26 protein-coding genes are annotated in these 26930 nt (G+C 62.2%); 8 read left to right on the forward strand and 18 right to left on the reverse strand.

Going from position 1 to position 26930, the window contains the following annotated elements; all coding sequences use genetic code 11:
• From FHP89_RS19930 to FHP89_RS19945, 4 genes are all read right to left on the reverse strand, one after another.
• A partial coding sequence (locus FHP89_RS19930; RefSeq protein WP_144179919.1) for an efflux RND transporter permease subunit occupies positions 1-573 on the reverse strand: 573 nt, incomplete at its 3' end.
• Position 574: 1 nt separating this feature from the next.
• Positions 575-2101, reverse strand: a complete 1527-nt coding sequence (locus tag FHP89_RS19935) for an efflux RND transporter periplasmic adaptor subunit (RefSeq protein ID WP_144179917.1) — start codon at positions 2099-2101, stop codon at positions 575-577.
• A complete protein-coding gene (locus tag FHP89_RS19940) occupies positions 2098-3375 on the reverse strand; it encodes a TolC family protein (protein ID WP_144179915.1) in 1278 nt (425 codons plus the stop codon). Before FHP89_RS19940 ends, FHP89_RS19935 begins: the two co-directional genes overlap by 4 nt.
• Before the next feature lie 69 nt (positions 3376-3444).
• The gene (locus FHP89_RS19945; RefSeq protein WP_313792207.1) at positions 3445-3867 is read right to left on the reverse strand and encodes a copper-binding protein; all 423 of its coding nucleotides are present in this window, start codon (positions 3865-3867) and stop codon (positions 3445-3447) included.
• 128 nt (positions 3868-3995) lie between these two features.
• Here FHP89_RS19945 and FHP89_RS19950 point away from each other — a divergent pair, with 128 nt between their 5' ends.
• From FHP89_RS19950 to FHP89_RS19970, 5 genes are read left to right on the forward strand one after another with little or no spacing between them, the layout of a single operon-like run.
• Complete coding sequence (locus tag FHP89_RS19950; RefSeq protein WP_144179913.1) at positions 3996-4244, forward strand: DUF2933 domain-containing protein; 249 nt, start codon at positions 3996-3998, stop codon at positions 4242-4244.
• Positions 4241-4888 carry a methyltransferase family protein gene (locus tag FHP89_RS19955; RefSeq protein ID WP_144179911.1) on the forward strand — a complete coding sequence of 216 codons (648 nt, stop codon included), beginning with the start codon at positions 4241-4243 and terminating at the stop codon, positions 4886-4888. The genes FHP89_RS19950 and FHP89_RS19955 overlap by 4 nt, the downstream gene beginning before the upstream one ends.
• A gap of 45 nt (positions 4889-4933) precedes the next feature.
• A complete protein-coding gene (locus FHP89_RS19960; RefSeq protein ID WP_144179909.1) occupies positions 4934-7297 on the forward strand; it encodes a heavy metal translocating P-type ATPase in 2364 nt (787 codons plus the stop codon).
• A 16-nt stretch (positions 7298-7313) separates the two neighbouring features.
• Positions 7314-7802, forward strand: coding sequence for a YHS domain-containing protein (locus FHP89_RS19965; protein WP_144179907.1), 489 nt, complete (start codon positions 7314-7316; stop codon positions 7800-7802).
• Positions 7802-8578, forward strand: a complete 777-nt coding sequence (locus FHP89_RS19970; protein WP_230411893.1) for an HD-GYP domain-containing protein — start codon at positions 7802-7804, stop codon at positions 8576-8578. Before FHP89_RS19965 ends, FHP89_RS19970 begins: the two co-directional genes overlap by 1 nt.
• A 110-nt stretch (positions 8579-8688) precedes the next feature.
• Here FHP89_RS19970 and FHP89_RS19975 read toward each other — a convergent pair whose 3' ends face one another.
• From FHP89_RS19975 to FHP89_RS20000, 6 genes are all read right to left on the reverse strand, one after another.
• Positions 8689-8934: an SHOCT domain-containing protein gene (locus FHP89_RS19975; RefSeq protein ID WP_222105459.1), complete on the reverse strand. Its 246-nt coding sequence runs from the start codon at positions 8932-8934 to the stop codon at positions 8689-8691.
• A gap of 93 nt (positions 8935-9027) precedes the next feature.
• A complete protein-coding gene (locus FHP89_RS19980) occupies positions 9028-9411 on the reverse strand; it encodes a c-type cytochrome (RefSeq protein ID WP_230411895.1) in 384 nt (127 codons plus the stop codon).
• A 206-nt stretch (positions 9412-9617) separates the two neighbouring features.
• On the reverse strand, positions 9618-10088 hold the full coding sequence (locus FHP89_RS19985; protein ID WP_186300425.1) for a hypothetical protein: 471 nt from the start codon (positions 10086-10088) through the stop codon (positions 9618-9620).
• 125 nt (positions 10089-10213) lie between these two features.
• A complete protein-coding gene (locus FHP89_RS21275; protein ID WP_144179903.1) occupies positions 10214-10738 on the reverse strand; it encodes a cupredoxin domain-containing protein in 525 nt (174 codons plus the stop codon).
• 51 nt (positions 10739-10789) lie between these two features.
• On the reverse strand, positions 10790-11734 hold the full coding sequence (locus FHP89_RS19995; RefSeq protein WP_144179901.1) for a copper resistance protein B: 945 nt from the start codon (positions 11732-11734) through the stop codon (positions 10790-10792).
• Between the two features lie 26 nt (positions 11735-11760).
• Positions 11761-13602, reverse strand: coding sequence for a copper resistance system multicopper oxidase (locus tag FHP89_RS20000; protein WP_144179899.1), 1842 nt, complete (start codon positions 13600-13602; stop codon positions 11761-11763).
• Positions 13603-13776: 174 nt separating this feature from the next.
• On the opposite strand from FHP89_RS20000, the gene FHP89_RS20005 reads away from it, so the two are divergent.
• Positions 13777-14460 carry a heavy metal response regulator transcription factor gene (locus FHP89_RS20005; RefSeq protein ID WP_144179897.1) on the forward strand — a complete coding sequence of 228 codons (684 nt, stop codon included), beginning with the start codon at positions 13777-13779 and terminating at the stop codon, positions 14458-14460.
• On the forward strand, positions 14457-15842 hold the full coding sequence (locus tag FHP89_RS20010; RefSeq protein WP_144179895.1) for a heavy metal sensor histidine kinase: 1386 nt from the start codon (positions 14457-14459) through the stop codon (positions 15840-15842). Before FHP89_RS20005 ends, FHP89_RS20010 begins: the two co-directional genes overlap by 4 nt.
• A 278-nt stretch (positions 15843-16120) precedes the next feature.
• Here FHP89_RS20010 and FHP89_RS20015 read toward each other — a convergent pair whose 3' ends face one another.
• From FHP89_RS20015 to FHP89_RS20050, 8 genes are all read right to left on the reverse strand, one after another.
• The gene (locus tag FHP89_RS20015; protein ID WP_144179893.1) at positions 16121-16735 is read right to left on the reverse strand and encodes a tyrosine-type recombinase/integrase; all 615 of its coding nucleotides are present in this window, start codon (positions 16733-16735) and stop codon (positions 16121-16123) included.
• A 574-nt stretch (positions 16736-17309) separates the two neighbouring features.
• Entirely contained in the window at positions 17310-18596 is a 1287-nt protein-coding gene (gene eno, locus FHP89_RS20020) for a phosphopyruvate hydratase (RefSeq protein ID WP_144179891.1), read from the reverse strand.
• Positions 18597-18663: 67 nt separating this feature from the next.
• Complete coding sequence (gene pyk / locus FHP89_RS20025; RefSeq protein ID WP_144179889.1) at positions 18664-20082, reverse strand: pyruvate kinase; 1419 nt, start codon at positions 20080-20082, stop codon at positions 18664-18666.
• Between the two features lie 11 nt (positions 20083-20093).
• Positions 20094-21350, reverse strand: coding sequence for a glycerate kinase type-2 family protein (locus FHP89_RS20030; protein WP_144179929.1), 1257 nt, complete (start codon positions 21348-21350; stop codon positions 20094-20096).
• Between the two features lie 108 nt (positions 21351-21458).
• The gene (gene ttdB / locus FHP89_RS20035; protein WP_144179888.1) at positions 21459-22070 is read right to left on the reverse strand and encodes a L(+)-tartrate dehydratase subunit beta; all 612 of its coding nucleotides are present in this window, start codon (positions 22068-22070) and stop codon (positions 21459-21461) included.
• Positions 22067-22966: a L(+)-tartrate dehydratase subunit alpha gene (gene ttdA, locus FHP89_RS20040; protein WP_144179886.1), complete on the reverse strand. Its 900-nt coding sequence runs from the start codon at positions 22964-22966 to the stop codon at positions 22067-22069. Before ttdA ends, ttdB begins: the two co-directional genes overlap by 4 nt.
• Before the next feature lie 88 nt (positions 22967-23054).
• Positions 23055-24332 carry an SLC13 family permease gene (locus tag FHP89_RS20045; RefSeq protein WP_144179884.1) on the reverse strand — a complete coding sequence of 426 codons (1278 nt, stop codon included), beginning with the start codon at positions 24330-24332 and terminating at the stop codon, positions 23055-23057.
• 150 nt (positions 24333-24482) lie between these two features.
• Positions 24483-25571: a tartrate dehydrogenase gene (locus FHP89_RS20050; RefSeq protein WP_260851690.1), complete on the reverse strand. Its 1089-nt coding sequence runs from the start codon at positions 25569-25571 to the stop codon at positions 24483-24485.
• Between the two features lie 107 nt (positions 25572-25678).
• Between FHP89_RS20050 and FHP89_RS20055 the strand changes: the two genes are divergently transcribed.
• Positions 25679-26605: a LysR family transcriptional regulator gene (locus FHP89_RS20055; RefSeq protein WP_144179882.1), complete on the forward strand. Its 927-nt coding sequence runs from the start codon at positions 25679-25681 to the stop codon at positions 26603-26605.
• The last annotated feature ends 325 nt before the right edge of the window (positions 26606-26930 follow it).

Consider the following 26930-nt stretch of genomic DNA (forward strand, 5'->3'; position numbering starts at 1 on the left):
CGGGTCGACGATGACCTGGTATTCCTTGACGAAGCCGCCCACGCTGGCCACCTCGGCCACCCCACCGGCCTTGGTCAGCTGGTAGCGCACATACCAGTCCTGCACGCTGCGCAGGTCGGCCAGCGACTGGTCCTTGCCGGTGAGCGCGTACTGGAAGACCCAGCCCACACCAGTGGCGTCGGGGCCGAGCTGCGGCGACACCCCTTCGGGCAGGCTACCCTGCACCGAACTCAGGTATTCGAGCACGCGCGAGCGGGCCCAGTAGATGTCGGTGCCGTCCTCGAAGATCACATACACGTAGGACGCGCCGAACATCGAGAAGCCGCGTACCACCTTGGCCTTGGGCACCGCCAACATGGCGGTGGTGAGCGGATAGGTGACCTGATCTTCCACCACCCGGGGGGCTTGCCCCTGGTATGGCGTAAACACGATGACCTGGGTGTCGGACAGATCGGGCAGCGCATCGAGCGGGGTCTGCTTGACCGCGTACACCCCGCCGCCGATCACGGCCAGCGTGGCCAGCAGCACCAAAAACACATTGCGCGCCGACCATTCAATCAGACGATCGAGCATCTCAATGCCCCTTGTGCGCGGCCGCGCCGGCTTGCTCGACTTTGACGATGACGAACTCGCCGTCGCCCCGATCTTCAAAGGTAAAACGCACCGGCTGCCCCGGCAGCACCCCTTTGATGACCTCTTTGCTGGCCAGACCGAATTCCATGGTCATGGCCGGCCATTGAAGCGCGGGGATGGCCTCGTGGTTCATCGACACGGTGTCGGATGACAAATCAACCGAATCCACCGAGCCGACCGCTTCATAGTTTTTCGCCGTTGTTGCATCAGGCGCTGAGAAGGTCGACAACGCGGCCTTGAGATTGCTCTCCGCATCGATCAGGAAGTTGGCTGCCACGACGACTTCAGCACCGTCCTCCAGCCCCTCCAGAATTTCAACGTGATCTCGCCCGCGCAGCCCAACTTTCACCGGTTGCGGTTTGAACTTGCCCTCACCTTCGACCCGCAGCACCACCTGTCGTTCACCGGTGTCGATGAGCGCCGATTTGGGCACAGTCAAACGCTTGGCGCTGCCGGCCGAGGCGATGTCGACATGAGCAAACATGCCGGGACGCAGCAAGCCGTCACGATTGGCCAGCTCCAGACGCACCGGGGTGGTCCGCGTGGCCGCGTTGAGGGTGGGATAGAGATAAGTGAGCTTGGCATCGAAGGTCTGGTCCGGAAATGCTTCCAGACTGACCTTGGCCATCTCGCCGACCTTCACCCGGGCCAGATCCTTCTCGTAAACATCGGCGATCACCCAAACAGTGGACAAATCGGCAATGCGGTAGATCGCCGTCCCCGGCATAAAACGCATGCCCTCGACGGCCTTTTTCTCTAGGACGAAGCCGGTCGCCGGAGAGTTGAAAGTCAGCCGGCTTGAAACCTTGCCTGCCGGCGCCGCGACCTGCCAATTGGCCAGGCGCTCGCGCGCCGCCTCGGCAAGACGGCCGGCGGCCGCGCGTGCGGCGGGGTCCGCATCCGGCGCATCGAGCTTAAGCTCGCGCGCAATCGCCAGTTCCTTTTGCGCCGACACCAGTTCGGGGCTGTACACCGAAAACAGCGGCTGACCGCGTTTGACCGGATCGCCACTGGCATTCACATGCAGCCGCTCGATCCAGCCCTCGAAGCGCGGCGCCACATCATGAATGGCGCGCTCGTTGATCTCCACCCGGCCGACCGCCCGCACCGCCGCGTCCATCGCGCGTATCTCGGCCATCGCGGTCTTGACGCCGAGCGTCTGCAAGCGGGCCGGGCTGACCTTGACCGCACCTTCGCCATCCGGCTCGTCACCTTCATAGACCGGAATGTAGTCCATGCCCATCGAGTCTTTTTTGGGTTCAGGCGAGGTATCCGGCAAACCCATCGGGTTACGGTAGTAGAGAATCTTGCGGGGCTGCTTGCCGCCATCCGCTGCAGTTTCCGCCGCATGCGCTGCAGGCAGCAAATCAGTGGTGATTGCCGCATGGCGGCTACCCGCCCAATAGGCCGCCGACAGTGTCACACCGACAGCCACCGCGGCCAGCGTTAGGGAAATAGGTCGTTTCACAGGGGGGCTCCCACCAGCAGTTCGAGTTCAGCGAGCCGAATATGGATCTCGGCGTCGGCGTCCAGCAAGGCAAGGCGCGCGCGCAGAATCTGCCGCTCGGCCTCGATGAGGGTATTGAAGTTGACCCGGCCGGATTCGTACCCCGCCATGGCCGCATCGAAGTTGGCACGCGCCTGCGGCAGCAGCGTGCCGCGCAGCAGCCGTGCCTTGTCGACGTTGGCTTCGAAGGCAGCATGGGCTTCGCCGAGTTGGCCATTGAGTCGCGCTTCCGCGGCGGCGACCTGACTGTGGGCGGCATCAACTCGCCGTTCAGCCTCCCGCTCCTGCGCCCGGCGGGAACGTTGCTGCAACGGGATGTTGACCTCCAGCATCACATCCCAGCTATCGGTGCCGTTTTGCGGACGGTTATTGGTCAATGCGACGCCGAAATCGGGATAGCGATTCAGATACACGAGTTCTCGCGACTTGGCGGCGGCTTCCGTCCCAAGTCGCTCACGCGCCAAGCCCGGCGAGAGCGATTTGGCACGCTCAAACAGCGCCGCCAGATCGAGTTGTGCGGGCGCCTCGGGCAATCGGGTCGGCGCATCGAGCGGCGCGTCAGCCCGGCGCGGCAATTGCGCATTGAGCTTGGCGACAGCATCACGCCGGCGACGCTCGGCCTCAACGCGTTCAATTTTGAGCGTGGTCAGTTCGCTATGCGCTCGAATCGCGTCCTGCTGCGGCACCAGCCCCACGCTGTAGCGGGTCTCGACCAGCCGGCTCAGGGCATCGAGCAGCGCAAGCGTCTCGCCAATAATCGCGGACTGGCCGTCCGCCTGGTAGTAACGCACATAGGCCGTCTTGATACGTGCCTCGACCTCCAGCACGGCGCTGTCGGCGAAGCGTGCGCTTTGATCCGCTAACGCTTCGGCCACACCACCGCGCAACCCACGCTTACCCCAGAATGGGACGGACTGGATGACCCGGTAGCGGGTCTGCCCAACCGCTCCGGGCACCAAAGATGCACCGCCACCCGACATGGTGTTGGTGAAATCCATCAATTCAAGCTGAAATTTAGGGTCGGGCAACGCACCGGCCGGTTCGATGCGCTCCCGATTGGCTGCCGCCTCCAACCTGCGAGCGGCCAGTTCCGGGTTGTGTTCGCGGGCATAGGACAGCAACTCGTGGAGCGAAGCTCCAAGCGGCGCTTCAGACGTCTGAGCATGAGCCGGGCCAAACAGCACCGCGCCACCGAGAGCGCTGGCAAGCAGGCCGCGCATCAGGAAGTTTTTCATCGGTTTGAAGTCCGGAAGAGGATCATCGGCGAGGTGCGCACCATGCGTGAGCGCACCTCTCGTGCGGGCCTATTGAGCGCTTTCCAGCTGGGTCACCGTCAGCGTGCCGCCAACGTCTTCGGCAACAAAATGTACGGTGTCACCCGGCTTGACCTTCTTCAGCATGTCCATCGACGCCGCTTTGAACACCATCGTCATGCCCGGCATGCCGAGATTTTTGAGCGGGCCGTGCTTGATCGTGATCTTGCCCTTGGCGGCATCCACCTTTTTGACCATCCCTTCTGACATGCCGTCCGTTGCCGCGGCCATGGGCATCGCGCCATGACCGTGGTCCCCCGCTGCACTGGCGGGCAGGGCCGAACCCAAGGCTGCTGCCACGAAAATGGCAGAGATAAGTGCTTTCATGATCCTTCCTAGAATGAGTTTCGTGTGGCGCCACTGTAGAGGAACCATCCCGTCGGTGACCTGACGCAAAGATGACAAATTTGTCATCTTTGCGTCGCAGCCCAGGGCACCGCCTCAAAAAGGAAAAATGACACGGTTGTCATCCGCAGGTCATGTTTCCGTTCCCTGCCGAGGCGAACAATTGACGCATCCTCAGTGACCACAATGGACTCGCGATGAACGCTTTGAAACCCGATGCGCAACACGAAAGTAACCACGCAACGCGCCACAGTCGTCGCACGTGGTGGATCTTTGGTGGCTTTGCCGCCATCGCGTTGGTGATGCTCGCTATCGAGCACCAGGCGCACCTGCTCGGTTGGCTGCCCTGGCTGTTCCTGGCGGCCTGCCCGCTGATGCATGTTTTCATGCACGGCGGTCACGGTCATGGCGGACACGGCGGCAAACACGGCGGTGACGACAAATGATCGAATCCTCCTACGGACTGTGGTCGCTGGTGGCGATCAATTCCGCGATCTTCATCTTCTTCGCCTTCAGCTTCTTCAAGCCCCGCACCGCGCGGGATTGGCGCACGCTGGGGATGTTCTCCGCCTTTCTCGTGGCGCTATTTACCGAAATGTATGGCTTTCCGCTGACCATCTACCTGCTCTCGGGCTGGCTGGGACAGCACTTTCCAGGCATCGATTTTCTGGCCCACGACTCCGGTCATCTGCTGGAGATGATGTTCGGCTCGCGCACCAACCCGCACTTCGGCCCCTTCCATCTACTCTCAACGGTCTTTATCGGCGGCGGATTCTGGCTGCTGGCAGCCGCCTGGCGGGTGCTCTACGCAGCGCAAGCGAGCGGGCAACTTGCCACAGCGGGTCCCTACGCCCGGTTGCGCCACCCGCAATACGTGGCCTTCGTGCTGATCATGATCGGCTTTTTGCTGCAGTGGCCCACGCTGATCACGCTGGGGATGTTCCCGATCCTCCTTATCGTCTATGTCCGACTCGCCCGCCGCGAAGAGCGTGACTCGGCAGCGCACTTTGGCGAGGCATGGGATCGCTACGCCAAGGCGACACCCGCCATTTTCCCGCGCTGGCAGGCAATCGACACCACGCGACATTGAACAAATAACGCCCCATTGCAATCAAAATCAATCAGGAATGCGGACATGACTACGCACCACTCAGCCTCTCAAGGACATGCAGACCACGGCACGGCCTGCCATCATGAGCACGCACCGATCAAGGATCCGGTGTGCGGCATGAGCGTCGCGCCTGACGCCGGAAAACCAACGGCGCAGCACGGGGGCCAGACCTACCATTTTTGCTCGAGCAAATGCCACGACGCCTTCGTGGCCGATCCGACGCGCTACCTCTCCGGCGCACACAAGGCCGCCAAGCCGGCGCCGAAAGGCACGCAATACACCTGCCCGATGCACCCAGAGATCGTCCGCGACGCGCCGGGTGAATGCCCAAAGTGCGGCATGGCGCTGGAGCCGATGGGTGTGCCTGCCGAGGATGCCGGGCCGAATCCGGAGCTGGTCGATTTTCGCCACCGCTTCTGGGTTGGCGCCGTGCTCACCGTTCCGTTGCTGATCCTGACCATGGGGCCGTTCGTGGGGCTGGGTTTCATCCGCGAGATGATCGGTGAGCGCGCCGCGCTGTGGACCGAGCTGCTGCTGGGCTCCCCGGTCATCTTGTGGGCGGGCTGGCCGTTCTTTGAGCGCGGCGTCAAATCGGTCATCAACCGCAGCCTCAACATGTTCACCCTGATCTCTCTCGGCGTGGGCGCCGCCTACCTGTTCAGCGTGGTGGCGGTGCTCATGCCCGACATCTTCCCGGCCGGCTTCCGCAATGCCGAGGGCCATGTCGGGGTGTACTTCGAAGCCGGCGCGGTGATCGTGGCGCTGGTGTTGCTCGGTCAGCTGATGGAACTGGGTGCGCGCGAACGCACAGGCTCGGCGATCCGCGCACTGCTCGACCTTGCCGCCAAGACGGCTCGGGTCATTCGCCCCGACGGGCGCGAGGAGGAAATCCCGCTCGAAGACGTCGTAGTCGGTGACCAGCTGCGGGTACGCCCCGGCGACAAGGTGCCGGTCGATGGCGTGGTGCTCGAAGGTCGCTCGTCGATCGACGAGTCGATGATTTCGGGCGAGCCCGTGCCGGTCGAAAAAACCGAAGGCGATGCCGTGACGGGTGCGACGATCAATGGCACCGGCTCACTCATCATTGAAGCCAAGCGCGTCGGCGCCGACACGCTGTTATCGCAGATTGTCGACATGGTGGCCAACGCACAGCGCTCGCGTGCGCCAATCCAGAAACTCGCCGATTCGGTCGCGGGGAAGTTCGTTCCGGCCGTTGTAGGCATCGCAGCGCTGGCCTTTATCGGCTGGGCCGTTTGGGGGCCGACGCCAGCTCTGGCGTATGCGTTGGTGTCGGCGGTGGCGGTGCTGATCATCGCCTGCCCCTGCGCACTGGGGCTGGCTACACCAATGTCGATCATGACCGCCACCGGCCGCGGCGCGCAGGCCGGCGTGCTGATCAAGAACGCCGAGGCGCTGGAGCGCTTCGCCAAGGTCGACATCCTGATCGTGGACAAGACCGGCACGCTGACCGTGGGCAAGCCAAAACTGGTCGCGGTACTACCGGCCGCCGGGCATGATGAGGACGAGGTGCTGCGCCTGGCCGCCAGCCTCGAGCGTGGCTCCGAGCACCCGCTGGCCGAGGCGATTGTCAGCGGTGCAGAGGAGCGCGGCGTTTCACTGACCAAGGCCGACGCCTTCGAGGCCATCACCGGCAAAGGCGTCAAAGGCGAGGTCGATGGCAAAGCAGTGGCGCTGGGCAACGCCAAGCTGCTTGAGGAACTGGGCGTGGATGCCCGCCGCGACATGGACGAAGCCAATCGCCGCCGCGACCAGGGCGAAACCGTGATGTTCGTGCTGATTGGAAGCGAGATCGCCGGTCTGGTGAGCGTCGCCGATCCAGTCAAGGACAGTACGCCGGCGGCACTCAAGGCACTGCACTCGCAGGGGCTGCGCATCGTCATGGCCACCGGCGACAACGAGCGCACTGCCCGCGCCGTGGCCGGCCAGCTCGGCATCGATGAGATCCGCGCCGATGTGCTGCCGGCCGACAAGGCGCGCATCGTCAAGGAACTGCAGGCGGCCGGACACAAGGTGGCGATGGCCGGCGACGGCGTCAATGACGCCCCCGCACTGGCCCAGGCTGACGTGGGTATCGCCATGGGCACAGGCGCCGATGTGGCCATCGAGAGTGCTGGCTTCACCCTGGTCAAGGGCGACCTGACCGGCATCGTGCGAGCGCGCAAGCTCTCCGTTGCCACCATGCGCAACATCCGCCAGAACCTGTTCTTCGCGCTGGTATACAACGCCGCCGGGGTGCCGGTCGCCGCCGGGGTGCTGTATCCCTTCCTCGGCATCCTCATTTCCCCCATCTTCGCCGCCGCGGCCATGAGCCTGTCCTCGGTGTCGGTCATCGCCAACGCCTTGCGCCTGCGGCGCGTCGATATCTGATTCAAGGATCAACGACATGAGCACACACACGCGCGTCAAGGATGTCGTCTGCGGCATGATGGTCGCCCCGGACAGCCACCCGACCGACTATCAAGGCCAGCCCTTTGCGTTTTGTTCGGCGCAGTGCCACGACCGCTTTGTCACCAACCCCCACCTCTACATTGGACGCCCCGGCCAGCCGGCCCCCAAGCAGCAAGGCTTGAAAGTGCTGAAGCGGCGCCAGTTCGTGCTCGACAAGTCACTTGACGAAAACCAGGCACAGGCTTTGCACGCCAGCATTAGCGCCATGATGGGGATCGAAACACTGGTCATTGAAGGGGCTCACATGAGCGTGACCTACGATTTGCTGCAAGCTACCGCCGAGCAGATAGAAGCGGTTCTGGCAGAGGCCGGCGCCCGGCTGGGCAACGGCTGGGCCGAGCGTTTGCGCCGTGGCTTCGTGCACTACACCGAAGAGTGCGAGATCGGCCAGCTGCAAGTTGGGCCACCCTCGGGCTGTCACTGATGACATCCGGACACGGCCGCCCGATGCAGTGCGCGTGCTGCGCGGCGGCGCTCAAGTCGAATCCAATCAATTCTGCGGGCGCGCCACCGCTTTGCGAGCGCTGTTTTCTTGAGCAGATTGACGCCATCCCGGCCAAATCCGAAGCGGCTTCGCACGCGGCTTTTGTCGAAGCTCTGGCCGAAGCGCTGGATCTGCGGGAGCGCGAAACCGGCCTGCACTCACGTCGCGTGGCCTGCCACACCCAGGTGTTGGCGCGCCAATTCACCGACGACGCGTCGGTGCTGCGGCAGATCTATTGGGGCGCACTTTTGCACGATCTCGGCAAGATCGGCGTCCCAGACCACATCCTGCTCAAGGCGGGCCCGCTCGACGCGGCCGAATGGGCGGTGATGCGTCAACACCCGGAGGACGGGTATCACATCGTGAGCCGCCTGCCGGACATGGCCTTGGCGGCGCAGGTGGTGTTGTGCCATGAAGAGCGCTTCGACGGCAGCGGCTATCCACACGGACTGGCTGGCAAAGCTATCCCCCTGGGGGCGCGCTTATTCGCGGTTATCGATACGCTTGACGCCATGACGTCGGACCGCCCTTACCGCAGCGCATTACCCTTCGATGCCGCCAAAGCGGAAATCCTGTCCATGGCTGGCCGCCAATTCGATCCGCTCGCCGTCGACGCCATGGTCCACGAAGAAGCCGCGCTACGCTGGATGGTCGGCATCAAATGTACACAATTCGAGCCCCCGCACACACCAGTCGAAGGCCGGGGCGACGCCTGACGCAAAACGATAGGCATCTCGACAACGCCGAACCATAACGACGAAAGCCCCGCAGCCCTACAAAGGGGGCGAAGCCACCGCGCGAGCAGGCCGGCGTCGATCCAGCGACATCACGTTCCGATATCGCGCATCTTCTGCTCATATTCATCACGGCCGATTTCCCCTGCCGCATAGCGTCTTTTAAGTACGTCCTGCGCGGTAGGCGCCTGCGCCGTATCATTGCTGGCTCGGGGACGCAGCAGGCGAGCGACAAGCATCACGACAAATACGATGACCAGGATCCAGAAAACCGCCATGAAGATCATACCGGCCCCCATATGGCCCCACCCCTGCCCCTCCATCATGTATGCCCACATCGCCTCTTTCTCCTTGCGCGGATCAGTCCGTGCGCTTCAGGCGGCAATCCTGCCGGCCGGTTGATGAGGCACCGGTGGTCGCGCCATGCGTCACTAGCGAATACCCGCCTTGCGTTGATGCATGCGGACGTAGGCCGTAATGTGGGCCACATCGTCGGGCGTCACGCCCGGCACGGCGGGCATGTCACCGAACTTCCAATGATGGGCGCGCGCGCCATTTTTTACGGCGAGCTGAAATGCCACATCGCCGTGATGCGAAGGCTCATAAACCCGATTCAGAAACGCCGGGCCTTTGTCGGTTCCGCTCAGATCGGCGCCATGACAGGACGCGCAATTTTTTTCGAACAACGGCTTTCCGGCGCTCGGATTCGGCATCAAGCCCTGTGATGGCTTCGGGACATCCCAGGCTTGCGCCGATGCGCCCACCGACAATGTGATCAAGATTGACAGCGTAGCAACGCTAAGGGCTTTCTTCATGCGAACGTCCTTTGAGATCATTGCCGCTGCCGGCCTGCACCGGGTGGCGGCGCTGAACAGCAGGCATGCGGTTTTGCATCAGCGTGCGCTTTCGCGTTTGATGCCATCCAACGGCGCAAACCGGCGACAAGACTGTTAAACCACTTCATGATTTCATGCTCCGGAAAAGGAGGTGACGCGGCGGCTCACCGCCGCCGCGTGCTCACTCATTTGGGCATCGGCATCGGCATTTGTTGATTCGGCATTTGCATTGGTGTGCCACCTCCGGCGCCCCCCATGCGCTGCATCATCATTTGCATCATGTCCATGCGCTGCTCCATGTTGTGCATGCGAGCGCCCATGTCTTTCGGCATCCCGCCGCCACCCATCATGCCCATTCCACCCTGCATCATCGGACAGGCCATCATGCCGCCTTGCATGCCCTGCGCCATACCCATGTTTTCTCGCATAGTCTGCATATGCTCAGCCATGGCCCGCTGCCGCGCTTCGTCGGTCTTTGCCCCCGCCGCGCGCTGCAGTTGCCCCTGCATGATCTTGAGGTTGTCCTGCATTCGCTCAAGCATTGCACCAGCTGGCACCTCGGCCGCGGCCTGGTCCGGGTGGTGGCTTTGGTCGGCAAACGCCGGTACGGTCAAGAAGACAGACATGCTCAAAAGTGTCGTTGCCAAGGTTTTCATGATGGCGCTCCTGTTGAATTCCTGAGTTCAAGGCTACGCCGGCCATCTCGACAAAATGCTGACCTCAAGATGACATTGTTGTCATCTTGAGGTCAGCATTGCGGGACCTTGGAAACGGATGACAACTATTCAGTCACTGTCACCTTGGCAATCATGCCGGCCTCCATGTGCCCGGGGATCAGGCAGGCGAAATCCACGGTGCCGGGTTTGTCGAATTTCCACACGACCCCGCCGCGCTGACCGGGCTTGAGCGTGACCATGTTGGGCTCTTCGTGCTCCATACCGGGGAATTTGCGCATCATCTCAGCATGGGATTTAAGATCGGCGATCGAGCCAATCACCATTTCGTGCTTCATCTGTCCCGTATTGCGGGCAAAGAATCGAATCGTCTCACCCGCCTTGACGGTGATCTCATCAGGCACAAAGTGCATGCTGTCGTCCATCAACACATCGATGGTCCGCACGACATCGGCCGGGTTGCCCGGGACGCCGATGTTTGCCGCGTGGTCTTCTGCATGAGGCACGTCATGCATGTGGTCGGCTTTTTCTTCGTGCATTGGCATGGCATGGCCGCCGCTGTGACTACCGGCAGCGATGGCGAACGCCGGTAAAAGACCGAAAGCGATCAGCGAAAGTGTTTTTTTCATCATGTATATCTCCAAGGGTTAGTTGCCACAAAGTCGCCGTATGACTCGGCGTTGTCAGAACCAGAAGCGCAGTCCCGCCACCCAACGGGTTTCACGGGTCGATGCGCCTTCGGCGCGTGCTAGATCGGCTGTCTGGCCAAACTTGTTGTTCCACTCCACGCCGATGTAGGGCGCAAACTGACGCGAGACCTCATAGCGCAGACGCAGTCCGAAGGTGGCGTCGGTCAGGCCACTGCCCATGCCATTGGCTTCATCCTTTTTGCCGTATAAATTGATTTCGCCACGCGGCTGCAACACGAGGCGTTGAGTGATGGGGAGTTCGTACTCCGCCTCAACACGCAAGGCCGACCGGCCTTCGTTGCCGACGTAGGCTGTGGCGTCGAGCTCGAACCAGTACGGCGCAAGACCCTGAATGCCGAACGCGAGCCAGGAGCGGTCCGGCCCCTCTCCGGTGTCGTAGCGCAGCCCGAGCTGTGCGTCCCAATAGCTCGCGATGGCGTGCCCCCAAAGCAGTTCGGTGCGGGCTTCTTCGAGGCGGCCGTTGGCATAGTCGCCTTCGGCTTTGACCACGAGACGATCGTAGTCACGACCAAACCAGGCTTGGGCATCGAAGGCCGTCGAGGTCGCGTCGCGGGTGTCGACCCGTTCGAGCCGATCGACCAGCAGCGTACCGAAGCTATGCTCATCGGCGAGGCGAAGCTGACGCGGCCCGGCCAGGGCGTATTTTCCGCTGTCCAGGGTGTAGCCGCCCGAGTAGGCATGGGGGTCTCGCGCATCGGCCGGCGCTGAGCCGCCTTGCATGTTCATATCGCCGTGGTCCATGGCGCCCATCGGCATGGCGGCGGGCGCGGCAGCTTGTTTCATCGGGCTGGCACCGGACTCCGGTTGAGCGCCAGCCGCTTCCATAACGTGTTGGCCCTGCGCGCCGGCGGCGATGGCGAGCGTGGGGGCGGCACCCAGCACGAGCACAGATGCGGCGAGAATCGACAGTGTATTCATGTGTTTTCCCTGGCTATTCGATGTGTTCATGACACCACCACCTGGCGGAACATGCCCGCGTCCATGTGGAACATGAGGTGGCAATGCCAGGCCCATCGACCGAGCGCATCGGCGGTCACCAGAAAGCTGATCCGTTGCGCGGGCTGAACAGGAATGGTGTGGCGCCGCGCCTGGAAGGCACCATCTGCGGTTTCGAGCTCACTCCACATGCCATGCAGGTGCATGGGGTGGGTCATCATGGTGTCGTTGTGCAGAATCACCCGCACACGCTCGCCATAGCGCAGATGCACTGGCGTGGACTGGCCAAATTCCAGCCCATCGAGAGACCAGGCGTAGCGCTCCATGTTGCCGGTCAGATGCAGTTCGATCTCGCGCTCCGCACCGCGCGGGTCGATCGGGCCACCGACGGTGGACAGATCCGCGAGCGTGAGCACACGACGGCCGTTGTTGCGCAGGCCAATGCCGGGGTCGTCGAGGTTGGTGCGCGGCATGTCGACCCGCATGTCGGTACTCGGGCCGTATTCGGTGCGAGCATGGCGGACCGTCTGGCTGGCTTTGTCGAGCGGATTCTCGGCCATCGCGTGCTGGCTGTGATCCATCGCCATGGCGCCGTGGTTCATGCCGGGCATGTTGTGCTGCATCGGCATCGCCGCGTGGTTCATGTCCTTCATGCCACCGGCCATGGCGCTGTGGTCCATCCCGGCCATACCGCCCATGGCCCCCATCATGTCGGCCATAGTCAGCCACTCGACTTTGTCCAGCGCCGGCACCGGCGCAGTCAGTCCCGGCTGCACTGCCAGGGTTCCGCGTGCATAGCCGCTTCGATCCATGGCCTGGGCAAAGAGCGTGTAGGCGTCGTCCTTGGGTTCGACAAGCACGTCGTAAGTCTCGCCCGGCCCGAAGCGGAACTCATCCACCGTCACCGGCTCGACGTCGACGCCGTCCGACTGGATCACGGTCATCTTGAGACCGGGAATACGCACGTCGTAGAAGCTGTTGCCCGCGCCGTTGATGAAACGCAAGCGAACCCGCTCACCACGTCGGAACAGGCCGGTCCAATTGCCAGCCGGTGTCGTGCCATTCATCAGGAAGGTCAGCGTCGCGCCGGACAGATCGGCCAGATCAGTCGGGCTCATGCGCATCTCGTTCCACATCTTGCGTTTGGCGATGGCGCTTTTTAACCCGTCGGTAGACGCATCGCGGAAGAAGTCAGCCACCGTCGGCTGGTTATAGTTGTAGTAATCGCTCTGCGTTTTCAGCTTGGCGAAGACTTGCATCGGCGCTTCGTCGGTCCAGTCCGACAACTGGACGACGTAGTCGCGATCGGCACGTACCGGCTCGCCCTCGCGCGACTCGACGATGAGTGCGCCGTACATGCCGGTCAACTCTTGCATGCCGGAGTGGGAGTGATACCAATATGTGCCGGTTTGCTCAAGCTTGAAGCGATACGTAAAGGTCTCGCCCGGCGCAATGCCGGCAAAACTGATGCCGGGCACCCCATCCATCTGATAGGGCAAAATGATGCCGTGCCAGTGAATCGAGGTGGCCTCACGCAGGCGATTGGTCACCCGGATGGTGACCGTGTCGCCCTCGCGCAAGCGCAAGGTTGGCGCGGGGATCGATCCATTGATGGTGGTCGCCATGCGCGGATTACCGGTGAAGTTCACGGGCGACTCGGCGACCACGAGATCGATTTCGGTTCCGCGCAACACCGGTGCAGCGCCGGTGACAGTGCTTGGGGCTCGGTCCGCCGCCGCGTGCAACAGCCCGGGCAGACCGGCAAGAACACCGCCGGCGGCCAGACCCTGAACGAATCGGCGACGATTCAGCGTGACAGGTATTCCTATGGGGGAAAAGCGTGCCGGCATAATGACTCCTGTAGGTTGACGACGTAGACTTCTGCGAGCCTTATCGTTTGGAACCGTCAGTCTGAGCAGCCCAGTCCGTCAGTCAGCTGACCTGCGCATTACATCTTTGTCATCTACGCCCGAGGCCCGCCGGCACTGGCACACTGCGCGGGAAACGAACAGGAGCGTCGAACCATGAAGGTATTGATCGTAGAAGATGAAACGAAGACGGGAGACTATCTGCGCCAAGGCCTGAGTGAAGCCGGATTTACCACCGATCTGGCGCGTAACGGCATGGATGGGCTGCATCTGGCGCTCACCGGGGATCACGACCTGATCATCCTGGACGTCATGCTCCCCGGCCTCGACGGATGGCAGGTGCTCGAAACCGTACGGCGCAGCGGCAAGGAAATGCCGGTACTGTTCCTGACGGCGAAGGATCAGGTTGAAGACCGTGTCAAAGGGTTAGAGCTTGGCGCCGACGACTACCTCGTCAAACCTTTCGCCTTTTCAGAGCTGCTGGCGCGGATTCGAACCCTCCTTCGACGGGGGCGTAACGGCACAGAGCCAACCACCTTGAGCCTGGCCGATCTTGAGCTCGATCTGCTTCGACGACGTGTCACGCGCGCCGGAAAACGCATCGAGCTGACCGCCAAGGAATTTGCCCTTCTCGAACTATTGCTGCGCCGCCACGGCGAAGTGCTGCCGCGTTCACTGATCGCCTCTCAGGTGTGGGACATGAACTTCGACAGCGACACCAACGTGATTGAAGTGGCGGTGCGCCGGCTACGCAACAAGGTCGACGAACCTTTCGAGCCCAAACTCATTCACACCGTCCGTGGCATGGGCTACGTCCTTGAAGCACCGGAGGTCGATTGAACACCAAGTGGTCGATCACGACCCGCCTCACCTCGTTGTTCGCGCTGGTGTCGAGCGGCGTGCTGCTTGCCTTCAGTGGGATCGTGATTTCCGCGATCGAAAAGCATTTCGTCGAACAAGACAAAGAAGCACTCCAAGGGAAAATCGTCCTGATTGAAAGCGCGGTACGACGCGTCAGCACCCCCGACGCACTCCCCGCTTTAAGCCAGCTACTCCACGACGCCTTTGTCGGCCATGACGACCTGGTCGTTTTGGCATTGACGCCCGACGGCAACACCCTGCATGCCTCGACTGGCGTCAGCTTCCCCATCGACAGAGTCCGCCATGCAGCGTCGACTCAGAGCGCCGACACCTTTGACTGGCACGAAGGCGAACAAATCTTTCGGGGGCTCGCGAAAACGATACCCAGCAACATTCCGGGCGCCGAACCCATGGTAGTCGCGGTAGCGATCGACATCGATCACCACGCAACCTTCATGGTTCGTTTTGAAAAAACGCTATCCGCGTTGGCAACGACTGCCGCACTCGCTTGCGGACTATTTGGTTGGTTCGTCGTACGCCGCGGACTCGCACCACTTCGGCTGCTGAAAGAGCAGGCCTCGAATGTCACCGCCAGTCGCCTGGATACCCGGCTGCCCGAAACATCCATACCGGTTGAATTGACTGGCCTCGTTCAAACACTCAACCAGATGCTTGAACGCCTTCAGGATGCGTTCAACCGGCTATCAAACTTCTCGTCAGACCTCGCACATGAACTCCGAACGCCCGTCACCAACCTGACAACACAAACCCAGGTCGCGCTCTCCCAGCCACGCGACGCACAAGCATATCGAGAGACGCTTGCCTCGAATGCCGAAGAGTTCGAACGGCTATCACGCATGATTTCCGATATGCTGTTTCTAGCCAAGGCAGATCACGGCCTCATGCTGCCCTCGAGCGAAACCATAGAGCTCAAACAGGAAATTGAAGGGTTGCTCGACTTCTACGACGCCCTCGCCGAAGAGCGCCAAGTCACTTTGACGGTAGAAGGTCAAGGCCGCATCACCGGCGATCGGCTCATGTTGCGCCGGGCAATAAGCAACCTACTATCTAATGCACTACGACACACACCATCGGATGGTCGTATCACCGTTCGCATCCAAAGCACAGGCGCACGCACCCACCTCACCATTGAAAACACGGGTCAAGCTATCGCTGCCGAGGATATCCCCCACCTCTTCGATCGCTTTTATCGCGCAGACAAAGCCCGCACCCATTCCTCATCGGAAGGCACCGGCCTAGGCCTTGCAATTACAAAAGCCATTGTTTCAGCTCACAGAGGTAGCGTATCGGTGTCCTCAGACACCGGCCTAACACGGTTCGATCTCGTTTTTAACGAATGATCCCAATTGCTTGCGAACAAGCGAACGACATGCTTTCGCCGATATAGCGGCGGCAAACGACGAGATAGCAGCCGTTCAGCTGAGTTGTAATCATCGGCTGACTTGGCCGACCTGCTGAAGTAGATCATCCGGTAGGTATCAGAGCGGAGCGGCCCGTCAAGCGGCTGGTTTGGAGAAGATGTGTCCGGCAGCTTCTGGCCGATACGTCCCTTCCAGCATCGCGTGCAAAAGCAGCCACCCGTCGCGTCGAATGCCTTCGGCGGGCGGCCGCGCAACGGTCAGATCTCGATCTGCTCAGAGATCTCCAAGGCATCGTCGACCTCGATTCCGAGGTACCTGACAGTCGATTCCAGCTTGGAATGACCTAGGAGGAGCTGGACGGCTCTCAGGTTCTTCGTCCGTTTGTAGATCAGTGTTGCCTTCGTGCGGCGCATCGAATGCGTGCCGTAGGCTGCAGGGTCCAGGCCGGCCGACGCCACCCATTGCTCCACGATCCTCGCGTACTGCCGGGTGGATATGTGCGGCGATTCGTGCAGGCGACTTGGAAAGAGAAAGTCTTCCGGCCTCAGCTTTGCCTTCTCGATCCACGCCGCCACCGTCGTTCGCGTCGGCTCGGTCAGTTCGAACTGAACCGGCCGCTGCGTCTTCCGCTGGATGACCATCGCCCGCGACAGCACTTGGTTGCCGTGGGTCACGTCGCGAACGCGCAGGCTGACGAGATCGCACCCGCGCAGCTTGCTGTCGATGGCGAGGTTGAACATCGCCAGATCGCGCACGTGATGGGCGTTCTGAAGGTGGATGCGGATCGCCCAGATGTCCTTGGGCTTCAGCGGCGCCTTCTGGCCCACCAACTTTCCCTTGTTCCAGGGTTCCCTATGCTCGTAGGATTCCATGCCAGACTCCTTGGCTGTTGATCGGAGTCTGATTATTTGCCAGGAACCGTCCGGCGGCTTTACGGAAAGCAGATGAAATCGTGCAATCGGCCATTTGCCGTCGGTCGTGGTTGCATTTCGATCTCAAGAGACGTAAGCAGCCCCAAGCCGCTTGAGTGGCCGGTTTACGGCGACGAACTTGAGCGCCGCGTTGGCTCGACCCGGCCAGGAGCTGCCGATCTTCGCCTCTGCACACCGGCCATTCGGGTGACTGCTCCGTTCAGGTAGCTGCCGATCACCGTCACCCCGCCTTCGTCGCGTCGTCGGCCATTTGTGGACCTATGGGCTCCCCCGGAATTGCAAGCGAAGGTTTTTGGGCTGTTCGGAGCAGATCAGCAGAAATCAATCCGGCCTACTTTGGCGCCCGTCGAGCCCGACCCTGATGACATTCGTTCTACAGCCACATCCTATTCCAGCTCACTGCGAAGAAATGCATCCAAGCCTGCGGCGGCGGGCCTGAAGCCAGTGCGTGGACGACGGCATTTTCATCACGCAACTGGCCGCGGGTAACGCAGGGGGTGGATGGCGATCGCTTCTAGGCGCGGCTCGGGAACGCTGAGTGGCCGCGATAAATCGCATTCGCACCCAGTTCAGCTTCGATCAGAAGAAGGCGATTGTACTTGGCAACCCGGTCGGAGCGGCACAGGGAGCCGGTCTTGATCTGGGTGGCAGCAGTGCACACGCTCAGATCGGCGATGGTGGTGTCCTCGGTTTCGCCAGAGCGGTGGGAGACCACTGCGCTGTAGCCGGCCCGGTCCGCCATCGTGATGGCCGCCAGGGTTTCGGTGAGGGTGCCGATCTGGTTGGGTTTGATGAGGATGGAATTGGCCACCCCGGCGGCGATTCCTTCGCTGAGGATCGCGGTGTTGGTCACGAACAGGTCGTCGCCCACCAGTTGCACGCGGTGACCGAGTCGTTCGGTCAGCAGCTTCCAGCCCGCCCAGTCGTCCTCGGCCATGCCGTCTTCGATGGTGATGATCGGGTAGTGGTCCACCCAGTCCGCCAGGTAGTCCACGAATTGGGCCGAATCGAAGCGCTTGCCTTCGGAGGCGAGTTCGTAATGCCCGTTCTCATAGAATTCCGAACTGGCAACATCCAGGCCCAGGTAGATGTCGATACCGGGTTTGTAGCCAGCCTGCTCGATGGCGGAGAGGATGGCTTCCAGGGCGGCCTCGTTAGATGGCAGGTCCGGCGCGAAGCCACCTTCGTCGCCTACCGCAGTGGACAGGCCCCGACCCTTGAGAAGGAGCCTGAGGGCGTGGAACACCTCGACCCCCCAGCGCAGCGCCTCGGAGAAGCTCGGCGCCCCCAGCGGCAGGATCATGAACTCCTGCATGTCGACGCTGTTCGTCGCGTGGGCGCCGCCATTGACAATGTTCATCATCGGCACAGGCAGGCGCACCGGCCAGGTGGGCTGGGCCAGGTGCCGATACAAGGGCAGGCCAGCCTCCGCGGCCGCCGCCTTGGCCGAGGCCAGGGACACGGCGAGGATGGCGTTGGCTCCCAGGCGCGATTTGGTGGAGGTGCCATCGAGGTCGATCATGCGCTGGTCCACGCCGGCCTGGTCGGCCGCCTCGCAGCCTTGAAGTACCGCGTTCAGTTCGCCATTGACGTGGGCGACGGCCTGCAGAACGCCTTTGCCGAGGTAGCGATGCGGGTCGCCGTCGCGCAGTTCCAGGGCTTCGCGGGCGCCGGTGGACGCGCCCGAGGGGGCAGCGGCGAAACCGCGGGCGCCACCTTCGAGTATCACCTCGGCGGCGACGGTGGGATTGCCGCGGGAATCCAGGATTTCAAAGCCGCGAACCTGCTGAATCAATGCCATGCTGTGTTCTCCATCTGCATATTTGGTGACGCCTGGTGGGTGATGCGCGCGTTGCTCGACCGCGGCATCAGCCGATCCGGGCGATGCGCAGCAAATTGGTGGTGCCAGAGGTGCCGAAGGGCATGCCCGCCGAGATGGCGATCATCTGGCCGGCCTGGCCGAAACCTTCCTTTTGTGCGGTATCGCAGGCCAGCTCGCTCATTTCGCTGACATCCGCGACATCGCTGCACAGCACGGGATGCACTCCCCAGGCCAAGGCCAGCCTGCGGGCCGTCACAAGCCGCGGGGTCATGCCGATGATCGGCGCCCGGGGCCGCTCCCGGGCCATACGCAGGGCTGAATAGCCGGAGCTGGTGTAGGCCACCGTGGCCGCTACCTGCAGCACGTCGGCCACACAGCTCATGGCCGCACCGATCGCGTCAGCCATGTCGACGCGGGGCGGAGGACATCCGGCATTGAGGGCGTCGCGGTAATGCGGATCGGTTTCGGTTTGGGTAATGATGCTGTCCATCATGCGCACGGCTTCCACTGGAAAGGCACCGGAAGCCGATTCGGCCGACAACATGACTGCATCTGCACCATCGTAGATGGCGGTGGCCACGTCGGATGCTTCGGCCCGCGTTGGTACCGGCGCGACTACCATCGATTCGAGCATCTGGGTGGCGACAATCACCGGCTTGCCGGCCTTGCGGCAGGCACGGACGATGCGCTTCTGGATCGCCGGCACCTGCTCGGGGGGCATCTCGACGCCCAGATCACCGCGGGCCACCATCACCGCGTCGCTCTCCGCGACGATGGCTTCCAGGCTGCCGATGGCCGCCGGCTTCTCCAGCTTGGCAACGATCCCGGCACGGCCCTGGACGATGGCTTTGATCTCGATAATGTCCTCGGGGCGCTGAACAAAGGAAAGCGCGATCCAATCGACGCCCAAGGTCAGGCCGTAGTCCAGATCGGCACGATCCTTGGCGGTCAGGGCCGACAAGGGCAGCACTACCCCAGGGACGTTCACCCCTTTGCGGTCGGACACCGTGCCACTGTTAATGACCCGGGTATCAGCAAAGTCTGGGCCGCAGCGTTCGACCCGCAGGCGCACCCGTCCGTCGTCGACCAGTAGATCGGTGCCGACTTCCAGGGCAGCAAAGATCTCAGGGTGGGGCATCGGCGCCCGCTCTTGCCCCCCGGGCTGGTCGCGGTTCAGGTCGAGGCGAAAAGCGGCTCCCTCCACGAGCTGGACCGCCCCCTTTGCAAACGTGCCCAGGCGCAGCTTGGGGCCTTGCAAATCGAGCAGCACGCCGACGGGACGACCCGTTTCCTGCTCGATGGCACGAATGGTGTCGAGGCGCTGTTTGTGATCCTCGTGGCTGCCGTGGCTGAAATTCAGGCGAAAAACGTCGGCGCCGGCGTCGAACAGCGCCCGGATGGTGGCCCGGTCGGTGCTTGCCGGGCCGAGGGTGGCGACGATTTTGGCGTTGCGGATGCGGTGCATGTCTCGGTTCCTTAATTGTTGTGGCGGCCAGCCGTCTCGTGGGTGATCAGGATGGCGCGAAAATCATTCACGTTGGTGAGGGTCGGGCCGGTGACGACGGCATCGCCCAGGGCGCCAAAGAAGCCGTGCCCGTCGTTATCTGCCAGCGCCTCGCGCGGCCGAAGGCCTTGGGCCCAGCAGCGGGCCAGGCTGTCGGGGGAGAGAAAGGCGCCGGCAATCTCCTCCTGGCCGTCCACCCCGTCGGTATCCGCCGCCAGGGCGTGGATGGCGGGATGTCCGTCCAGGGCGACTCCCAAGGCAAGCAGGAATTCCACATTGCGCCCTCCGCGGCCGCGGCCCCGCACCGTGACCGTGGTCTCGCCCCCGGAGAGCAGCACGCAGGGCGGGGTGAAGGGCTGGCCGCGGTCGGCTACCTGCAGCGCGATACCGGCCATCACCTTGCCCACGTCACGGGCTTCACCTTCGATGGCGTCGCCCAGGATGTGGGCCGCCAGCCCCGCCTCCCAGGCCACCGCCGCTGCGGCTTCGAGGGCCAACTGGGGGGCAGCGATCATGTGGGTTTGCACCCGCGCGAGGCGCGGATCGCCGGGCTTGACCGATTCGCCGCGCCCGGATTCGAGCAGATCGAGCACCGCTGGCGGCAGGTCAAGACCGTAGCGGCGCACGATCGCCAGGGCATCGGCGCAGGTGGTGGGGTCGGGAACGGTGGGCCCGGAGGCGATGTTGATGGGGTCGTCGCCGGGTACGTCCGAGATCAACAGATTCACCACCCGGGCCGGGTGGCAAGCCGCCGCCAGGCGCCCGCCCTTGATGGCGGAGAGGTGGCGGCGTACGCAGTTCATCTCGCCGATGGTGGCGCCACAGCGCAGCAGCTCGCGGTTGACCAGTTGTTTGTCCTCCAAGCTGAGGCCCTCCGCCGGCAGCGGCAGCAGGGCCGAACCTCCTCCCGAGATCAGACAGAGCACCAGGTCGTCGGCCGACAGCCCTTCCACGACCGAGAGCATCCGCGCCGCAGCGGCCAGCCCCGTGGCGTCGGGCACCGGGTGGGCGGCTTCAACGATCTCGATCCGCTCACACGGCACGGCGTAGCCGTAGCGGGTGACCACCAGGCCGGATAATTCGCCCGGCCAGCAGGCCTCTACGGCCCGGGCCATCTCCGCCGAAGCCTTGCCGGCGCCGATGACCACCAAGCGCCCGGCTGGCGCCGCCGGCAGGTGTAGTGGTATGCACCGCGCCGGCTGCGCACTGGCGACCGCGGCATCAAACATGCGGCGCAGCAGTTGCCTCGGATCTTCGATCGAATTCACGGTAAACCTCCTACTCGGTCAGTCAGCTTGGAGCTCGGCCTGCGCAATGGACAAGGGCGACCGGAACGATCACTTGATGAAACCTACCTGGCGCTTGATCCGATCGATGACCGGCTGCTTCTTTGCGTTGAAGCTGGCCTTGTTCTGCTCGATCAGGTTGTTGCCCTTGGTATCGATCGAAATGATCAACGGACCAAACTCCCGCACACGGTTCACCCAAAGGGTCTCGGGCATGCCCAGATCCTGCCATTCGGCCCGCTCGATTTCCTCGACCAGGGTCGCCGCAAGCACCGCACAGCCGCCGGGGAAGATTGCATGTACGGCCTTGTGTTCCTGACACCCGGCGGTTGTCTCGGGCCCCATGCCGCCCTTGCCGACAATCAGCTTGACGCCTGTTTCTTTGATGAACTCGCGCTCGAATTTCTCCATCCGCATGCTCGTCGTCGGTCCGATCGACACCATCTCGAACTTTCCGTCATCCTTTTTGCGCACGATTGGCCCGGCGTGAAAGATCGCGCCACCCTTCAGGTCCACCGGCAGTTCGCGCTTCTGCTCGATGAGCCGGCGATGGGCGACGTCACGGCACGTAACCAAGTGTCCGGTGAGATAGACCGTGTCACCGACGTTCAGGCTTTCCAGGTCTTCGCTCTTGATGGGGGTGGTAAGAATCTTCTTAGTCACAGCACTGCTCCTTTGTGGGAGATGATTTCGTAGGACAGGTCGGCATTGATGCGGATCTTTCCGCGACGGTGCGCCCAGCAACCGGTCGATACAGCGACGCCGATCGTCGAGGGATGGCGCGCCGAGGATTCGATGTTGACGCCCATCACGCTGTTTTTGCCGGTCAGCCCTTGTGGCCCGATACCGATTTCGTTCAGGCCTTCCTCCAGCAGTTGCTCCATCTTTGCGGCGTTCTCGTTCGGGTTGTGGGAGCCCACTTCGCGAAGGATCGCGCGCTTGGAAAGTCTTGCTGCGGTTTCGACCGACGTAGATACGCCAATCCCGACCAGCAAAGGGGGGCAGGCGTTGACGCCGCGCGAAGTGATCACATCGAACACGAAATCGGTGACCCCTTCGTAGCCCTCTCCCGGCATCAGCACGGTGGCCTTTCCTGGGAGGGTGCAGCCACCGCCCGCCATGTAGACGTCGATGAGTGCGGAGTCGTCGTCGGGGACAATTTCCCAATCCAGCCAGGGAATCTTCGAGCCCGTATTGGTACCGGTGTTCTTCTCGTCGAACGTCTCCACAGCGTTGTGGCGAAGCGGACCCATCTGGGTTGCGCCGAGCGTCGCATTGCGCAGGATGTCTTCGAGTTCGCCCAGCAAGGGGAATCTTGCACCGGCCTTGATGAAGTATTGGATGACGCCGGTATCCTGGCAGCTCGGCCTGTCCAGCTTGTCGGCTGCGTCCTGATTGTCGGCCATGGACATGTAGATCGTTTTCGCGAGGGGGTTGGTCTCGAATGTCCGCAGTTCGGCCAGTTTGTCCTTGACGTCATTCGGAAGGCGCTTGCCGATGTAGGAGGTGAACTTCGCCATCACATCGGTGAGGGCCGTTATTTCGGTTTCTCGTTGCATATCGCGCTCCTTTGGGGGAATGGGCGGTGGGGTGAAGGGGCCCCATGCCTGGGGCGACCGGAGATTGAATGTGTGATCTGTACGTTGATCAGCTTGGGAAGAACGGGAAGAAGATGAGCAGCAGCGGAATGCTGACGGCACCGGATACGAAGATCAGGGGCAACCCGGCCCGGACATAGTCCATGAAGCGGTATCCACCTGCCGCGAGCACCATCGTGTTGGCAGGCATGCCGATCGGCGTTGCATAGGCACACGAACCGCCGATCACGATCGCCATCAGCACAGCCCTCGGATCGGCACCGATACTGGCCGCGATCGAAAGTCCGATTGGCACCAGCAGCGCGGTGGTCGCCGTGTTGGACATGAAGTTCGTGAGCACACAGGCAATCGCGAAGATCACGACCAGGAGCAGGACGGGCGACGGGGTATCGCCAAGCAGGCCCATGATGCTCGTTGCGACAGCCGCACCGGCGCCGGTGGACTCGAGCGCGGTGGCGAGCGAAAGGGTTCCGCCAAAAATGAAGATCGTCTGCGAGTCGATCGCCTTGTAGGCCTGTTTTTCAGTCAGCACCCCGGTCAGGACGATCAGAACCGCACCGATCGAGCCGATGATGTGGAGCGGGATGCCGATGCTGCGCTCGAAAACCATCCCGACAATGGTCGCAAGCAGGATTGCAAGCGAGGTGTATTGCTTCCACTTCGGAACATCCGAGTAGTCGATCTTCGGTGCATGCGTGGGGTCATACGGATCGGCCGTGTTGTTACCGCCCGGAAGCAGCCGATGCCCGAAGAGTGCAAAAAACGCGATGCCACACAGAAGCATGGGTAGTCCGATCTTCGCGTACTCGAAGAAACTGAACTCCTGGCCGATCTGTTGCAGTGCGCTTTGTGCAATCAGGTTCCCGGGGGCACCGATCAGGGTCAGGTTTCCGCCCATGGCCGCCGCGAAAACCAGCGGCATTAGAAGTCGGGAACGGGCGAACCCCGATTTCGCGGCGATGCCGATCACCACCGGGATCAGGACGGCCGCAGTACCGGTGTTGGAGAGCACACCGGACAGCAGACCCACGATGAGCATGATGGCAATGATCAGCTGGCGCTCGGTCTTGGCGAAGCGGGTTACCAGTCCCCCGATCTTGTTCGCCATGCCGGTCTCGAACAGCGCTCCACCGACGATGAACATTGCAACGAATAGAATGACGTTTGTATTGACGAAGCCATTGAATGCGACTTTTGTATCCAGCACGCCAGTCAATACCAAAGTCAGGCAAACGATCACCGAAGTCAGCGCCAGCGGGATCTTTTCCCAGACAAACATGACTGCTGCGAAAAGTAGCATCAGCAGCGTTATTTCCATCGGATTCATTGAAGTCTCCTCCTAAGTACGTATCGACGCCTCACTGCTGTTATCGTCAGCAGGTGCGCGGGTACGGCGACGCTGCCGTTGGAGCAGCGCCGCTTATCTTCTTGTGAATGTATTCGCGTAACCCGGCGCGCAATGCGCCGATGAAGGCGGTCAGGCGGCCAGGGACTTTGCGCCGGCAAGGAACTGACACACTGCCGCGGTCACATCGGCGGTCTTCGCAGTGCCGCCGAGATCGCCGGTGTGAAGGCCGGGGTTCGCGGTAACGCTCTCCACTGCCTTCATCAGCTGGGCAGCCGCTTCCGATTCGCCGAGGTGTTCTAGCATCAGCGCCGCCGACCAGAAGGCGCCGACCGGGTTGGCCAGGCCCTTGCCCATGATGTCGAACGCCGACCCATGAATAGGCTCGAACATCGAGGGGTAACGGCGTTCTGGATCGATGTTGGCAGTCGGCGCGATGCCCAGGCTGCCGGCGAGCGCCGCAGCCAGGTCGCTGAGGATGTCGGCGTGCAGGTTGGTGGCGACGATGGTGTCGAGCGAGGCCGGGCTGTTGATCATGCGCGCCGTCGAAGCATCGACGAGTTCCTTGTCCCAGGTCACGTCCGGGAACTCCCTGGAAACCTGCACGGCGATCTCGTCCCACATCACCATGGCGTGGCGCTGGGCGTTGCTCTTGGTGATGACCGTGAGCAGTTTGCGAGGCCGGGACTGGGCCAGCTTGAACGCGAAGCGCATGATGCGCTCGACCCCCGCCCGGGTCATCATCGACAGATCGGTGGCGGCCTCGATCGGGTGGCCTTGATGCACGCGGCCGCCGACGCCGGAGTATTCGCCTTCAGAGTTCTCCCGCACGATGACCCAGTTCAGATCGTCGGCACCGCAGCGCTTGAGTGGGCCGTCGATGCCAGGCAGGATGCGGGTCGGGCGCACATTGGCGTATTGGTCGAAGCCCTGGCAAATCTTCAGGCGAAGGCCCCACAGCGTGATGTGATCGGGGATGTCCGGATCGCCGGCTGAGCCGAAGAGGATCGCATCTTTGCCGCGCAGGGCGTTCAGGCCGTCTTCTGGCATCATCACGCCATGTTCGCGGTAGTAGTCGCCGCCCCAGTCGAAGCGCTCGAACTCGAAACCGAATGTGCTGCTCGAGGCCGCCAGCGCTTCCAGCACTTGCTGGGCCGCGGGCACAACTTCTTTCCCGATACCGTCTCCGGGAACCGTGGCAATGTTATAGGTCTTCATCATGTGTCTCCTGTCTCAGTGGTAGTGGGTGCACTGTAGGAGTTGGATTTGGCCGCTACGCACGCCTGGATTCAAACCGTCGTTAACCTGAATTTAACAATGACCCCGCCATGACCGTTGGTATCCAACCGGCAGAACTCAGCTTCATTGCCACGCTGGCCTCCTGCGGCAGCCTCAGTGCTGCGGCGCGGGAACTCGGCATCACCACGCCGGCCGTCAGCAAGCGCTTGGCCCAGATGGAGGCGCGCCTGGGCCTGCCCCTGGTCAACCGCACCACGCGCCGCATGAGCCTGACGCCCGAAGGTGAAGTATTTCTGGAGCACGCGCGGCGGATCCTGGGTGACATCGCCGATCTCGACCAGCTTCTAACGAGGTCGAAAGGCACCCCCAAAGGCTTGCTGCGCGTCAATGCCACCTTGGGTTTTGGCCGGTTGCACATTGCGCCGGTGATCTCGCGCTACGTCTCGCAGTACCCGGATGTGGACGCACAATTGCAGTTGTCGGCCACCCCGCCGCCCCTGACCGACGACCAGTTCGACGTTTGCATCCGCTTCGGCGCGCCCCCCGAGGCGCGCGTGATCGCCAAACGACTGGCTTCCAATCGGCGCCTGCTGTGCGCCTCGCCGAAGTACTTAAAGGCGCAGGGTGAGCCCAAGATTCCCAATGACCTGACCCACCACAACTGCATTGGCATTCGGCAGGGAGATGAGGCCTACGGGGTGTGGCGACTTACTCCGTTACGCAACCCCAGCCGCGACGCGGAAGCCATCAAGGTTCGCGGCAACCTCACCACCAACGACGGCGAGATCGCGGTGAACTGGGCTCTCGACGGCCACGGCATTCTGATGCGGGCGGAATGGGACATCGAGCGCTATTTGAACAGTGGCCGGCTGGTGCAAGTCCTGCCCCAGTACCAGACGCCGGACGCCGACATCTATGCGGTTTATCCCCTGCGGCATCAGCTGTCGATACGCATTCGGACGTTTATCGACTTTCTATCGCAATCGTTCGTCCGGTTCGGGGAAAAGTCGGGTTGAGTTCTCAGCGTTACAAGTCGGTTAGGTGATCAAATGAGCGTAGGCAAATTCAGAACGACCTTGCTGATACAACTATAGGGACCTGCCGGCACCTCACCAATGGCCACTGAGGCATTGCGCTGCCGCCCTGGCTCTCGTCCTGACAGACTGCTTCACTCAGAAACCTGCCGCTGGTCCGCCGCGACGATGAGTGTCTCTTGTGGGTCGAATCCGGCGGTAGCCTGAAGAGCCAACCGGTCATTCGCACCAAGTTCAGAGCCTACGACTGCTGACCTGCTCAATGCAGCCGTTCGTGGCGCGGCATCCCAATGGCTGGATTGGCCGA

It is taken from the genome of Denitromonas ohlonensis (genome assembly GCF_007625205.1).
GTDB classification, from domain to species: domain Bacteria; phylum Pseudomonadota; class Gammaproteobacteria; order Burkholderiales; family Rhodocyclaceae; genus Nitrogeniibacter; species Nitrogeniibacter ohlonensis.